Genomic DNA, 14,565 nt, shown 5'->3' on the forward strand with positions numbered 1-14,565 from the left:
CAGGCTACAGGACAGCCGCCAGCGCGTCGATGTCCTCCTGCGTCGTGGCCCAGCTGGTGCAAAAGCGCACCACCGTGTGGGTATCGTCGTACTTTTCCCAGTACTCGATCGCCGCATGCTCGCGAATGCGGGCCATGTCCTCGTTGGGCAGAATCACGAACTGCTGGTTTGTGGGCGTCTCCAAAAAGAACTGGTAGCCGCGCTCGTGCAGCACACGACGCAGCGCCTGGGCCGTCTGAATCGCCTGTCGGCCAATCTCAAAATACAGGCCATCGGTAAAGAGCGCCTCAAACTGCACGCCCGTCAGGCGGCCCTTAGCCAACAGCGCGCCGTGCTGCTTAATACGCGGAATGGGATGCGCCGGAGCGTGCATGCCGCAGAACACCACAGCCTCGCCGCAAAGCGCGCCGCACTTGGTGCCGCCGATGTAGAACACGTCGCACAGCTGCGCCAGCTCGGGCAGGGTAATGTCGCACTCATCGGCCGCCAGTGCATAGGCCAGACGAGCACCGTCCACAAACAGCGGAATCTCGCGCTTCTGGCACACCGCGTGAATCGCCGCGAGCTCGGCGGCGGAGTACAGCGTGCCGTACTCGGTCGATAGACTCACGTACACGGCGCCCGGGAACACCGTGTGCTCGTAGCTCTCGTTTTCGTAGAACACCTGGATATAGTTCTCGAGATCCTCGGCGTGCATCTTGCCCTCGTAGCCGGGGATGGTGAGCACCTTGTGGCCGCCAAACTCGATGGCGCCCGCCTCGTGGCAAGCGACATGGCCGGTCTCGGCGGCAACGACGCCCTCGTAGGGCGCGAGCAGCATGTCAATCACCGTCGCGTTGGCCTGCGTGCCGCCCACCAGCAAGAACACGTCGGCATCGGGGGCCTGACAGGCCTCGCGAATCAGCTGCTTGGCACGCTCGGTGTGCGCATCGGTACCGTAGCCGGGCTGCGGCTCCATGTTGGTATCGACGAGCGCCTGCAGCACTGCCGGATGAGCACCGTGGGAATAGTCGTTGTTGAACGCGAGCATGGCAATCCTCTCTAGCCGGGCATGGGCCCGATGATTTAAACGCCGCTATTGTACGCCGCCCGGATAGGCAATGCGCGCGGCAAGGCACTCAAGTGCCAGCACCAGGGCAAAGCCGCAGCTCACGTCAGTCAAAAAGTGCGCACCGATCACAATGCGGCCAAAGGCGACGAGCGCCGCAACCGCAGCCGCCGTCCAAAAGACCACGCGACGGCGCGACGGCTTTTCCTTAAAGGACGCCGCAGGAAGCCCGGCAAGCATAAGACCGATCGCCGCGTGCGCCGTGTGTCCGCTCGCAAACGACTTAAAGCCGTCCTTGATTACGCCGGCCGCAATATAGCTCCACTTGTCGGGGTTGCCAATCACCCACCACGGCTGAAAATTGAGCCCCGGCGTGACCTCGATCACGCGCATGCGCGGGCGCGACCACAGCGGCTTGACAACCACGTTGAGGATGATGGCCTGAGCGACCCACACGGCAAGCACCATCAGCGCCCAGCGCGTGAGCTCGTCGGAGTCGGTGTCGCGCGTGAGGCGATAGACGACAAGGTTGGCAGCGATGACCAGCACAAACGTCAGCACCAACTGGACAGCGATGAGTTTGCCGCCAACCTTCAGGGACGAGACGATCTCGTAGCCGGCCAGGCCAACGTTGACGAGGATGCCGAGCACGGCGAGCCATTTGCTCCCCCTGGAGTCGGGACGCACCGCGCGCACGAGCATAACGCCCGCGACGCTCGCCGTCAGCTCAAACGGCAGCTCGCCGGCGGCCTCGATAAAGCGGCCGTACATGCTGCCGATGTTGAACAGCGCGCTCGAGATCTGATAATCGAAGAAACTGCCCACGCCCAGACAAAGGCACAGGACAACCGCGATAATGGCGACATCTTTCTTATAGATATATCCGAACATGCTTTCCTTTCGATGGGGCTGGAATCAACCTGCAACGTGGCGGGACAAAGAGCCACTGATGTCTTTGTCCCATATATTCCCTTACTGGTTGAGCATAAGTGAGCGAAAACGTCCCATTTGTGGCAAGGTGACCCGAAGGAGGAGGGAAGCGTACTTGCGTACGCGACCGACGAGTGAGGGCCAAATTGCCCAAATGGGGTGTTTGCAGCGTCGACCCATTAGTCGTCATCGCTGGCGCCCAGCTGCTGCAGCAGCATGAGTGTGGCCGCCACGGGGCCGGCGCCGTCGTTGGCGTCGAGGCCGCGACCCAGGCCGCTGCCCGCGCCGGCGCCCGCCTTGTAGGGCACCGACAGCTTGCGGCTCTTGGGGAAGTTCACCGCGCCATAGCGATTCTTGAACTCAAAGGCTACCTTCTTGGGAACGTCAACCCCCAGGAAGGTAATGCGCCCACCGCTGAGCGTGACGCTCTCGAGCCCCAGGCGCTCGCCGCGAATGCGGATGCGCGCGCGGTTGAACAGGTTGAGTCCCGCCAGCGGCAGCTCACCATGCGCGGCCTCGGTCTCCTCCTGCACCTCGTCGACACTCTCCAGGTCCTCAGCCGCCGCGAGCTTGCGGTACACGAGCACGCGCTGGTCCACCGCCGGCATGTACTCCTCGGACAAGAAGTAGTCGGCCGGCAGGTTGATGCCCACGCTCGCCGCCTCCACGCCGGCATCGTCATCGCCGCGCGCCTCGGCCACGGCCTGGCCCAACATCTGCGTAAACAGGTCAAAGCCCACGCTCGACAGGTTGCCGTGCTGCTCGGCACCCATCAGCGAACCGGCGCCGCGGATCTCCAGGTCGCGCATGGCGATGCGCATGCCGCTGCCCAGGTCCTGGAACTCGGAAAGTGCGGTCAGACGCGCCGTGGCCTCCTCGGTGAGCGGCAGCTCACCCGGGAACATAAAGTACGCGTATGCCTGCGTGGCCGAGCGGCCAACACGGCCCTTGAGCTGGTAGAGCTGTGCCAGACCCAGACGCTGCGAGTCCTCGATGATGAGCGTATTGGCGCATGCGTTGTCGATACCGCTCTCCACGATGGTCGTGGCGATGAGCACGTCGATCTTTTTGGTCGCGAACTCGATCATCACGTCCTCGACCTCGCGCGGGCTCATCTTGCCGTGCGCCACGCCCACGCGTGCCTCGGGCGCGGCCTCGTGCACGCGCGCCACGGCGTCGTCGATGGTCTTGACGCGGTTGGACACGTAGTACACCTGGCCGCCGCGACCCACCTCCAGGCGAATCGCCGCGCTCACCACGTCGGGGTCGTACTCCCCCACGTGCACGATCACGGGACGGCGCCCGGTCGGCGGCGTGGTGATCAGGCTCATGTCGCGCACGCCGCTCGTTGCCATCTGCATAGTTCGCGGAATGGGCGTTGCCGAAAGCGTGAGCACGTCAATCTGCTCACGCAGGTTCTTGAGCTGCTCCTTGTGCTGCACGCCAAAGCGCTGCTCCTCGTCAATGATCACCAGGCCCAGGTTCTTGGGGTTCACATCGGCCGAAAGCAGGCGATGCGTGCCGATGAGCACATCGATCGTGCCCTCGGCAAACGCCTTGAGCGCGCGCTTTTGCTGCGCCGGCGTACGGAAGCGGCTGAGCACCTCGACCTCAAGGCCAAACGGGGCAAAGCGCTCAAAGAACGTCTCGTAGTGCTGCTGGGCCAGAATGGTCGTGGGGCAGAGCACCATGACCTGACGGCCGGAGTCCACGCACTTAAACGCCGCGCGCAGGGCGACCTCGGTCTTGCCAAAGCCCACATCGCCGCACAGCAGGCGGTCCATGGGCTTGGGCGCCTCCATGTCTGCCTTAATGTCGGCGATGGCCTCCAGCTGGTCGCGCGTCTCGTCGTAGGGAAAGCTCTCCTCCATCTCGATCTGCTCGGGCGTGTCGGGCGGGCAGGCGATACCGGTAATCGAGGAGCGGCGCGTATACAGATCGACCAGGTCAAACGCCAGCTTTTTGGCGTTCTTGCGCGCCTTGTTGGTGGCACGCGTCCAGTCGGCGGTGTTGAGCCTGGTCAGGCGCGGCTTGTCGCCGTCGGGACCAACATAGCGCGTGATGCGGTCGACTTGCTCGAGCGGCACATAGAGCTTGTCGCCATCGGCATATTCCAGCAAAAAGTAGTCGCGCTCCTTGCCGCCCACTTCCTGGCGCGCGATCTCGCTAAAGAGCGCGATGCCATGCGTTGCATGCACCACGTAGTCGCCCGGCTTAAAGGGGAAGGTGATTTGCGTAATGTCGACCTTGCGGCGGCTGCGGGCGCGATTGGCGTCCATGCGGGCGTTGAGGTCGGCGATCGAGAACACGGCCAGATTGGCATCAGGCACCACCACGCCCTGCGGCAAGGCGGCATCCACAAAGGTCACGCGCCCGCGCGAAATGGTGGGCACGGCGGCACCGACGGCAGCCTGCGCCGCGCCCGCCTCGAGCGAGCGGGCGTTGAGCGCGTCGGCGCGGCGCTCACGAATTGAGGCATGGGCCTGTTGGCGGGCAGCACGGTCGGCAGAATCCGCCGCCGCCACGCGCACGCGGTCGCCGATAACGCCGGCGTTTTCGGGGGCGGCCGTCAGCGACTCCTCAAAGGTGATGCCCTCGTCGCCAAAGGTGAGCTCCATCGACTCGCGCGCACCGCGGTCGGGAATGGCAAACACGCAGGCATAGCGCTTGCCCACGACCTCCTGAATGCGCGTCATAAAGCGATTGTCCGAGCCCGCAATGGCCGGCTGCTCAATCTTGAGCTCGGCTGTAACCGCACCGCCGGCACGAATCAGGCTCACGTAGTTCAGGCGCTGCTGAGCACCAAAGTCGAGCTGTTGGGCGCGCACATACAGACCCTCCAGACGGTCAATCCCCGCCTCGCCGGCACGGGCCTCGATATCCTCGTAGGCGCGCAGGCAGTCATCGAACAGCGAGCGCGGCTCGGACAGGACCACAAGCGCCTTGCCGCTCACATGCGCCAACGGGCTCACGGTCTGGCCGTACATCACCGGCAAAAAGCGGTCGAGCTCGGGCGTGACGATGCGCGCGTCCACCATCTCGAGCAGCGCCGCCAGCTTGCTATCGCTCTGGCTGGCGCGATAGAGCGCCACATGCATGTTGTGGACGGCCTCGTCGGTGAGCGCCAGCTCGCGGCACGGGAAGATCTCGATGCTGTCCTCGTTGCCGATGGTTTGACCCGTAGAGCTCACCATGCGGCGGATGCGGTCGATCTCGTCGCCAAAGAACTCAATGCGCACGGGTGCTTTTTCCTGCGCGGGGAACACCTCGACGGTATCACCGTGCACGCGGAACAGGCCGGGTGCGTCGGCGGCACCGGCATTGGTATAGCCCATGCCCACCAGGCGCTGCGGCACCTCGTCAAAAGGGATCTCCTCGCCCACCGCAAAGGTCGTGGACTCCCAGTAGCGGCTCTCGACTGGCGGCACGCAACGCAGCAGCGCGCGGGCTGAGGCAACCATAATGCAGTTGTCGCCGCGCACGATGCGTCCCAGGGCCTCGCAGCGCTGTGCCACCACGGCATCGTCGGGCGCCTGCTCGCGCCACGGATAGTCCTTGCGCTCGGGAAAGCGGCACACGCGCGCCAGCCCCACATAGGCGGCAAGGCTGCGCGCAGCGCGATCGGCCGCATCCTCGCCGCTCACGATGTAGACCGTCGGGCGCGGACGGCGCGCAAACTGGGCGGCCGCCATAAGCGTACGGCCCGACTGCGACACGGCCAGCGTCACGTCCTCGCCGGCATCGAGTCCGGCCTCGACGGTCTGCAAGGCCTCGGCAGTGTAGAGCTGCGCGGCTATACGGTGAATGAGCATGCTGTTCCTCCGGCATCGCAACGCCAAAAGCCCGCCGGGGCAAGCTCGGCGGGTCGTACGTCAAAGATCATTGTTTGTCATGGTAGCGCATGGAGAGGACTCCTGCTCAAGGGCAAACCCGGCCCTGCAAAAAACGCCAGACGAAGATGCATTCCGCCCTACCCCGCTACGCGCACGCTGGGGCACAAATCTGCCAGCGGACACTCGTCGCACTTGGGCTTACGGGCGTCGCAGATCTCGCGACCAAAGGTGATCCACTGGTGGTTGACCGACTCCCAATACCCGTGCGGCAAAATCTTGAGCAGATCCTGCTCGGTCTTGAGCGGCTCTTTGGCATGCGTCTTGGGACTCAGCATCAGGCGGTGCGCAATGCGATTGACGTGCGTATCGACCGCAATGCCCTCCACAATGCCAAACCCCACGTTGAGCACGATGTTCGCCGTCTTGCGCCCCACGCCCGGCAGCTTTACAAGCTCCTTCATGTCGGCCGGTACCTCGCCGCCGTAGTCAGCAACGATCATCTGCGCGGCCTCCACGGCATGCTTGGCCTTACTCTTATAAAAGCCGAGTGACTTAATGGTGTCTGCCACGTCAGCCACGCTCGCCCCGGCCATGGCCTCGGGCGTGGGCCACTGGGCAAACAGCCGCGGCGTCACCTTGTTAACCTGCGCGTCGGTCGTTTGCGCCGAGAGTAGCACCGCGATCAGCAGGCGGAAGGGATTCTCGTGGTCCAAAAAGCACTCGACCGGGCCATAGCGACGGTTGAAGCGCTCACACACCTCGATGGCGCGCTCGCGCTTGGCGGCATTGGTCTCGCGTGGCATAACGACTCCTCGGCTCAACGGCACAATAAACTTATGGGCACAATTGTCCCACGTCCGAGACGTTTACGCCTCCAAGAATGCGCCGGTCTGACGGCTCCACAGGCTCGCGTACTCGCCGCCCGCCTCGACGAGCTGCACATGCGTGCCGTCCTCGACGATCTCACCATCGGCCAGCACCACAATGCGGTCGAGCGCCGCCACGGTGGACAGGCGGTGCGCCACCACAATGGAGGTACGTCCACGCATCAGGTTTTCGAGCGCCTCCTGCACCAGCGCCTCGGACTCGCTGTCCAGGGCAGAGGTCGCCTCGTCGAGCACTAGAATCGGCGCGTCGGTTAGGATGGCGCGGGCGATAGCCACGCGCTGACGCTGGCCGCCCGAGAGCTTGACGCCGCGCTCACCCACCATGGTGTCAAAGCCACGGGGCAATCGGTCGATAAACTCCAGGGCATTGGCCAGGCGTGCGGCCTCGCGGATCTGCTCGTCGGTGGCGCCCGCGCGGCCGTAGGCGATATTCTCGCGAATGGAGCGGTGGAACAGCAGCGCCTCCTGCGGCACGTAGGCAACCTGGCGGCGCAGGCTCTGCTGCGTGCAGCGCGAAACGTCCTGACCGTCCACGAGCACGCGGCCGCCCTGCACGTCGTCCAGGCGCAGCAACAGCTTGGTGAGCGTCGTCTTGCCCGAGCCCGATTTGCCCACCAGGCCCACGCGCTGGCCCGCCGCCACATGGAGCGTCAGGTCGTCGAACACGCTCTCGCCCGCCGCGGCATCACGGTATGCAAAGCTCAGGTGCTCAAAATCAATCGCGCCCTCGCGCACCTTGAGCTCGGGGGCGTTCTCGTCGTCTGCCACCAGACGCGGCTCGTCCAGCACGCGCGTCATCTCGGCCGCATCGCCCAGCGCGCGGTTGATGCGCTGCATCATGGAGCTCACGTAGTTCAGACGCATGGTGAGGTTATACGTGTAGGTAAAGATCATGACGAGCGAGCCGGCCGAGATGCCAAACCACGCGTTGCCGCCCGCCACGAACACACTCACCACGGCCATGGTGATGACGATAAGGCCCGAGGTCGTAAAGTTGCGCTGCATCATGGCGTGCATCGAGACCGTCTCGGCGTCGCGCGCGGCGCGATCGGCGGTGTCGAACAGATCGCGTTCAAAGTCCTCTCGCCCGCAGGTCTTGACGGCCAAGATGTTCGTGACCGCGTCGGACAGCACACCCGAGAGCTTATTCTGCGCGGCGGACGTCGCGGCCGAAAGTGGCATGATGCGCTTGTACATAAGCCAGACAAACGCGATGTAGACGACCATGATGCCCACCAGGATCACGGTAAACGTCGGTACCACCGGGGCGAGTGCGGCCACGGTGCAGATGACCGAGGTGATGGTGGGGATGAGCGAATACACCGTCACGTCGACCAGACCCGTGTAGCCGCTCATAAAACGGCTTGTCTGGCTCACAAGCGATCCGCCAAAGCGGCTGGTATGGAATGTCATGGATTGGTTGGAGAGCGTGTCGAAGCACAGGCGCGCCAGGTGGTAGTTGCCTGCGATCTCGAGCTTGTAGACGGTGTAGTCCTGTAACTTGGAGAGGATCTGACCCACCAGGTTAACGAGTACGAGCGCCAGGATATAGGGGCCGAAGACCTCGAATACTTGATCGCCCGCCACGGGGCCGGCCTGGACGCGGTCGACGATGAGGGCCATCACGTAGGTGTTGGCAAACGTGAGCAAAAAGATATAGCCCGCCGACGAGAGCACCGAGAGAAAGACAATCAGCGGCTGCGTGCGCGTGACACCCCAAAACCGCTGCAGCGTGCGGCGCACGGTGGAGCGGCTGAGCGGACTGGTGCTTCTCTGAGACATGGGCTTCCTTTCGCATCTGATAGGGCGAAACGCCATTGTTGCACATTGAAGCGCACTTCAGGCAAGCACGATGCGAAAAGCGATGGGGCACCCGCGTTTACGCCGGCGACCCACCGTCCGTTGCGACTAGTCCTCGTCTTTTTGGTCTGCGAGCAGGCCTGCGGACTCCAAGCCCAAAATCGCGTCGGCTTCCTCAGCATCCTCCAGCGCGTCGATGTCCTTGAGCTTGCGCTCCATGACGTTGGTGCGCGTGGTAATGATGCCCTCGACCGTTTTGCCCGCGGTCTCGATCTGCTGCTGGGCGCGGCGCAGCGCCGCCTGATAGCGCGGCAGCTCGGCCTTGACGGCGGAGAGCACGCGCAGTACGTCGTCGGTACGTTTTTGCAGCCTAAACGTCTGGTAGCTCATCTGCAGGCTGTTGAGAATGGCGGCCATGGTGCTGGGACCGGCTACGTTGACGTGATAGTCGCGGCCCAGGATCTCGATAAGCCCGGGGCGGCTGACGACCTCGGCATACAGGCCCTCAAACGGCACGAACATGATGCCAAAATTGGTCGTCGCAGGCACGCTCAGGTACTTTTCGCAGATGTCCTTGGCCTCGCGTTTCACCATCATATCAAGCGTCTTGCGCGCTGCGGCGACGGCCTCAGCGTCACCAGACTCCTGGGCGTCGAGCAGATGCTCGTACGCGTCGCCCGGAAACTTGGAGTCAATCGGCAGCAGCACGGGGTCGCCCTCGTCCACCGGCAGCCTGACAGCAAACTCAACGCGTTCCGAGGCGCCGGGCTTGGTGGCGACGTTTTCCAGATACTGATCGGGCGTGAGGATGTCCGCCAGGATTGCACCCAGCTGCACCTCGCCCAAAATGCCACGCGCCTTGACATTGCCCAGCACGCGCTTAAGGTCGCCCACGCCGGTGGCGATAGACTGCATGTCGCCCAGGCCCTTGTACACGGCCTCGAGCTGGTCGCTCACCTGCTTAAACGATGCCGACAGTCGGTCGTTGAGCGTACGGGAGAGGTTCTCGTCCACCGTCGCGCGCATTTGGTCGAGCTGCACGTTGTTGTCTTTGCGGATGGCGCCCAGCTGAGCATCGACCGTCTCGCGCACCTTGTCCAGGCGATGCTCGATGCCTTCGCGGTTGGCGCCAAGCTGTTGGGCCGTCTCGCGGCGCAGGTCATCCATACGGTCGCCGGCCTGCGAGAACTCGCGCGCAATGGTCAGGTAGCGCTGCTGCTCTACGGCGGCGTCGGTCGTCTGCTGCTGCGCGATGGCATTTGCCGTGCGGCGGGTTTCGGCCAACGCGACGTTCAGGGTGTCGAGCGTGCTGTTGGCCTGCTCGAGCGCTGCCAGCGTTTCCGCGCTACTGTCGCCACGCTCCCGCAGCTCGGCACGCAGGCTCTTGAGCTGGAGGGCGCAAGCCACAGCAACCCCCACCGCCACCAAGGCGATCACAACAAGCACAATATCAATAGCAGACATAAACTCCGCCCAACAAACCCAATCGAGCACCAATCAAAACCGCGATCAATCTTACCCTGTCAAACGCAGCTCATGTCCAATCGAGCGCAGACAAGTTACCTTTGCGCTATGGGTGCTGGTCCGCTAGCTCTCCCAGCTGGCGCGGATGGTTGCTGCGACATCCCCCAAGCGCTGACCAAGAGCTGCCAAGTGCTGAAGTACCTCATTGGGCGAGGCGCCGTTGAGGATGCACGTGAGGGCATATGAGGCCAAGAAGATTGTCGCGAGCCCCAGCGGAATCAGCACGATCATCGCCAGCGTACGCAGGCGCTGGGCCCAGCGACGGTGACGCGCACGACGTTTATCGAACGCGAGCTCCTGTGCATATGAATCCTGCTGTACGGAATAGGCCTCTGGCGCCGATTCACACCCGGGCACAGCTGCAGGTACAGCAGCGGGCACGACATTTTGCGCAAAGGGCTGGGCTGCCGCCCCTTGCATTTGCATCTCCATGAGCCGTTGCTGCTGACGCAGCATGCGCTCAGCTTGTTGCTGCGGAGTCTCAAGAAACAGATCCATGCTGGCCTCCAAAATCGGAGCATTCGACGCTTACGACCAGCATCCCGCACCGCCATGACCGCGACAACGCAATCGCCGGCAATAGCCACAAAGTTTCTTTTGCTCAAAAGCTGTCGAAAAGCTCAACAACTCCTCTACCAGCACTTTCTCTGAGCTTTTTTCGCCAGCAATCTTTTGGCCTTCCACCCTTACGCCAACTGACCAAAATCTAACCAAAAGCTTGACGAAAATTGTGAAGACAGGGACCCCACATAAACAAACGTGCCGCCCCAAAAGGGCGGCACACAAACTTAATTATCAGCTTTTCTGCAGTGAGCACGCGACGACCCAACGCCGGAGCTCGGGGCGGGAGGCCGTGTTGCCTTCCCTCAACGCGACCCTGCGAAGCCGTGAGCGGGGAGGGAAGGCAACACGGCCTCCCGCCCCGAGCTCCGAAGACGGCGAAGACAGGCTACATGCCCGCGAGACCTCGAGCTGCGGTGGCACACATAAACGCCAGGACTAGGATCACGAGCGAACCCGCGATATCAACCAGCACGCCCATTGCACGGCGCTCAAACAACCAGCTCTCAAAGTGCGGAGCAACATTGCGCCAGACACGCCACAACAAGATGCCCATGCCGATGACGCCGGGAATATTGAGCAGCAAAATCTCGGAGCACAAGAGGCCGATCAAGTTGCCGGCGGCAAAGCCCGCATCGCCCTCGCAGTATTTGCGATAAATCATGTACAGCATGTACGCTACAAACGGCTGCAAGCACGCAGAGATAAACGTGACCACCATCGAGGGGTCCTGAGAAAAGACATCGGTGAGCTTATCCACGCTCGTGGCATCCTTAGAGGCCAGGAACAAGCCAATGACCACCACGGGCACCACGCCCAAGATGACCTCGACCAGAGTAAACAACTTGGCAGTCAAATCCTCACTAGCCGAATTCAAATGAGGCGCCCACTCAGGATGAGCATGCGCGCCGACCTTCTTGTCTTTCTCGGCACGATCGGCCTTTTTACCCTCGACAACCCGACGGCCAGGATCCTTGCGAGTTCCCGCCGCAGCAACCCGAGCCCGAGACTTCTTACCCATAAAAAAACACCCCATCAGGTAGTAGATAAACTAAAAGTCGCTACCCAGTGTACCCCACCCATGAACGGTGCCATCCCAACCAGTCCCCACACAAAACGTGCCGCCCCATAAGGGGCGGCACACAAACTTCTAATCAGCTTTTCAGTAACGAGCACGCGACGACCGGGAGCCGGAGCGCAGGGCGGGGAAATACCTTTGCCTCGCGCGACCCTGCGGAGCCGTGAGCGAGAGGGAAAGGTATTTCCCCGCCCTGCGCTCCGCAGTCCGCGTTCGTATCGGCGCTAGTAGTTCACCACCTGCTCCTCAAAGTACGCCTTGGGGTGGTTGCACACCGGGCACACCTCAGGCGCCTCGGCACCAACGTGCAGGTGCCCGCAGTTCAGGCACTTCCACACCTTTACGCCCTCGCGCTCAAACACCTCGCCCGACTCGATGCGCTCGACGAGCTTGTTGTAGCGCTCCTCGTGGGCCTTCTCGACGGCGGCGACACCACGGAACTTTGCGGCAATCTCGGCAAAGCCCTCTTCCTCGGCGGTCTTGGCAAACTCGTCGTACATCGTGGTCCACTCGTAGTTCTCACCCGCGGCGGCATCGCGCAGATTGTCCAGGGTATCGGGGACGGCGCCATCGTGCAGATACTTAAACCACAGTTTGGCGTGCTCGGACTCGTTGCCAGCCGTCTCGGCAAAGATGTTCGAGATCTGAACGTAGCCGTCCTTCTTGGCCTTGGAGGCATAGTAGCGATACTTGGTGTGTGCCTGGGACTCACCGGCAAAAGCGGTCTCGAGGTTCTTCTTGGTTTGAGAATTCTCAAAATCCATAGGTGTACTTCCCTTCAACGCATGCCGCCCGTAGGCTTCGAGCGGCCTCGTCTTTAGGATGCCCTCATGCCGAAAATCTAAACCTTACAATCCTGTTCTTCAGATTTGCACGGGCTAGATGCTCAGCCAGCGATCGCCCTCGGCTCGGCAAAAGCCCTCACGCTCCAGGTCGGCCAGAATGCCCGCGACAAGCTCGCGCTCGACCGGTCCACGCCCAGCCGCCGCTTCCATCTCGTTAACGCCCACCACGGCATCAGCAAGCGTAATCCCCGCCGGCTGGCCATCGCGCGCTGCCAGCAACATGCGCACGATATGCGCGCGCTTTTGGCGACGTGAGCCCTCAAACTTTGATTGACGGCTATAGCCCGCCGAGCGCCTGGACGGATTGGGCAACGTCTTTTTTAGATATGCGCCGTAATCTAGCAACGCGTAATACCACGCGCGCGGCGTATCGGCATCATCGAGCGGCACGGCAAAGGGAGCGATCTCGTCGGTCGCCGCACCGGGGGCCGCCGGACAGGCCGCCTGAATCAGCGGCACCAGCTCGCGATCGGGAACAGCCGGTACATCGGGAAAGAAGTGATGCAGAAAGACCGTGCGCACGTTGGTCTCCAGATACACGCCCGGAAGATCAAACGCAAACGACCGGATACCTTGCGCCGTTGCCGGGCCAATACCAGGCAGAGCGACCAAGTCACGCGTCTCGTGCGGAAACTCCCCGCCCCAATCCTCTACGACCCGTTGAGCGGCCCCGTGAAGCGCCAGAGCGCGTCGGTTGTAGCCCATGCCCTGCCAAGCGTCCAAAACATCGGAAGGCGCGGCCTGGGCAAGCGCCTGCACGGTCGGAAAGCGATCGAGCCACGCCGGCATACGCGTCTCCACGCGTGGTACCTGTGTTTGCTGCAGCATGACCTCAGAAAGCCAAATGATGTACGGATCGCGCGTGCGGCGCCACGGAAGGTCGCGATAACGCAGGACCCCTTCCGAACGAATCATCGAACGAAAGGGGTCCTGAATCATATCTATGCTCCTTATGCGGCGCTATTCCTCCCGGCAAGCGCACGCGCAGGTGGCGTACTCGGGAAACGCTTCGCGGTCGGCGAATTTGGGATCGACGTCCGGGAACTGGCGGTGAGCGACGATGTCGCCGAGCGAAACGGAATCGAGGTAATCGCGCATCAACGCTTGAGCTCCGGCCCACAGGGGATGATAGCAGCACGTGCCCATGCGTGCACAGTCGCCATCGGGTGCGGTGCAATCATTCATAACCATAGGGCCCTGAACGGCCTCGACGACCTGGCGGATGGTGACGTCGTCCGGACTGACCTTGAGACGCATGCCACCGTGGACGCCACGCAGGCTCTCCACAATACCGGCCTGGACCAAACCGTGCTGAATCGAGCGGGCAAACGAATACGGAACATTGACCTCTTCGGCAGCGGTGCGAACAGAAAGCAAACGCTCCGGATCCTCGGCAAGCATCGCCAGCATACGAAGGGCGTAATCAGTCTTCCTCGATATGTCCATTTTTCCCCTTTCAAGGAATACGAACAGCTCGAACGAGCTCCGGGGCCGAGCTTGTGTCGAGACGCTAAATGACCGCAGGACATCCAAATGGTAAATCGGATATCCACTGAGTGCCGCGCTTGGAGCGAAATGCATCAGATGCGGCCTACAGTGCAATTTAGTATAACCTAACCCCCTGTCTCGTTGAACAGGTGTTGCGCAACAAAGCTGTTGTTTAGACAGATATGCTTATTAGATTTTACTTGCGTTCCCGAAGGGGCGGGGATTCTGGGCGAAGATGCGCCAGGGCGATCGTTCTATCGAAACAAAGTGCATCAAACGCAAAAAGCCACGTCCGAAGACGTGGCTTTAATTGCGTTGGCGGGAAGTACGGGGCTCGAACCCGCGACCTCCGACGTGACAGGCCGGCGCTCTAACCAAACTGAGCTAACTCCCCAGGCAGGCGTTCGCGTTTGTTTCCGCTCGCGTGCGCTGCGGGGATTAGTATACACAGAAGTCTGTCCGGCGCGCAACAACTTTTTTGAAAAAATTTTTCGGTCCCTCCGGGAGGGTCTCCGGGGCCGGCGGGCGCGGGTTAAGTTTGCTGCTCTACAGTCCTGCGCAAGACGGAAAG

11 protein-coding genes and 1 tRNA gene are annotated in these 14,565 nt (G+C 62.2%); all 12 read right to left on the reverse strand.

Features of this window, described 5'->3' with window-relative positions:
- Positions 1-4: 4 nt before the first annotated feature.
- The 12 genes from DW943_RS09655 to DW943_RS09710 all read right to left on the reverse strand — a co-directional run bounded on the left by DW943_RS09655 (position 5) and on the right by DW943_RS09710 (position 14,388).
- Positions 5-1,030: a low specificity L-threonine aldolase gene (locus DW943_RS09655; protein WP_117862895.1), complete on the reverse strand. Its 1,026-nt coding sequence runs from the start codon at positions 1,028-1,030 to the stop codon at positions 5-7.
- A 45-nt stretch (positions 1,031-1,075) separates the two neighbouring features.
- A complete protein-coding gene (locus tag DW943_RS09660; protein WP_117862896.1) occupies positions 1,076-1,939 on the reverse strand; it encodes a phosphatase PAP2 family protein in 864 nt (287 codons plus the stop codon).
- A 218-nt stretch (positions 1,940-2,157) separates the two neighbouring features.
- On the reverse strand, positions 2,158-5,790 hold the full coding sequence (gene mfd, locus DW943_RS09665) for a transcription-repair coupling factor (RefSeq protein ID WP_117862897.1): 3,633 nt from the start codon (positions 5,788-5,790) through the stop codon (positions 2,158-2,160).
- A 158-nt stretch (positions 5,791-5,948) separates the two neighbouring features.
- Positions 5,949-6,614: an endonuclease III gene (gene nth, locus DW943_RS09670; protein WP_117862898.1), complete on the reverse strand. Its 666-nt coding sequence runs from the start codon at positions 6,612-6,614 to the stop codon at positions 5,949-5,951.
- Between the two features lie 63 nt (positions 6,615-6,677).
- Positions 6,678-8,480, reverse strand: a complete 1,803-nt coding sequence (locus DW943_RS09675) for an ABC transporter ATP-binding protein (protein ID WP_117862899.1) — start codon at positions 8,478-8,480, stop codon at positions 6,678-6,680.
- Between the two features lie 126 nt (positions 8,481-8,606).
- Positions 8,607-9,962, reverse strand: coding sequence for a DNA recombination protein RmuC (locus DW943_RS09680; protein WP_117862900.1), 1,356 nt, complete (start codon positions 9,960-9,962; stop codon positions 8,607-8,609).
- Between the two features lie 123 nt (positions 9,963-10,085).
- On the reverse strand, positions 10,086-10,520 hold the full coding sequence (locus DW943_RS09685; protein WP_117646626.1) for a hypothetical protein: 435 nt from the start codon (positions 10,518-10,520) through the stop codon (positions 10,086-10,088).
- 451 nt (positions 10,521-10,971) lie between these two features.
- Positions 10,972-11,604, reverse strand: a complete 633-nt coding sequence (locus tag DW943_RS09690) for a hypothetical protein (RefSeq protein ID WP_117862901.1) — start codon at positions 11,602-11,604, stop codon at positions 10,972-10,974.
- Between the two features lie 281 nt (positions 11,605-11,885).
- Positions 11,886-12,425 (reverse strand): rubrerythrin, encoded by a 540-nt coding sequence (gene rbr, locus DW943_RS09695; RefSeq protein ID WP_055252097.1) that lies wholly within the window; start codon positions 12,423-12,425, stop codon positions 11,886-11,888.
- A gap of 114 nt (positions 12,426-12,539) precedes the next feature.
- The gene (locus DW943_RS09700) at positions 12,540-13,445 is read right to left on the reverse strand and encodes an adenine glycosylase (RefSeq protein ID WP_117758024.1); all 906 of its coding nucleotides are present in this window, start codon (positions 13,443-13,445) and stop codon (positions 12,540-12,542) included.
- Between the two features lie 21 nt (positions 13,446-13,466).
- Positions 13,467-13,952 carry an Rrf2 family transcriptional regulator gene (locus DW943_RS09705; RefSeq protein ID WP_117862902.1) on the reverse strand — a complete coding sequence of 162 codons (486 nt, stop codon included), beginning with the start codon at positions 13,950-13,952 and terminating at the stop codon, positions 13,467-13,469.
- A 358-nt stretch (positions 13,953-14,310) separates the two neighbouring features.
- Positions 14,311-14,388, reverse strand: a tRNA-Asp gene (locus DW943_RS09710).
- Between the last annotated feature and the right edge of the window lie 177 nt (positions 14,389-14,565).

Origin of the sequence: Collinsella sp. AM44-11 (assembly GCF_003467145.1) — a bacterium.
Classification (GTDB): Bacteria; Actinomycetota; Coriobacteriia; order Coriobacteriales; family Coriobacteriaceae; genus Collinsella.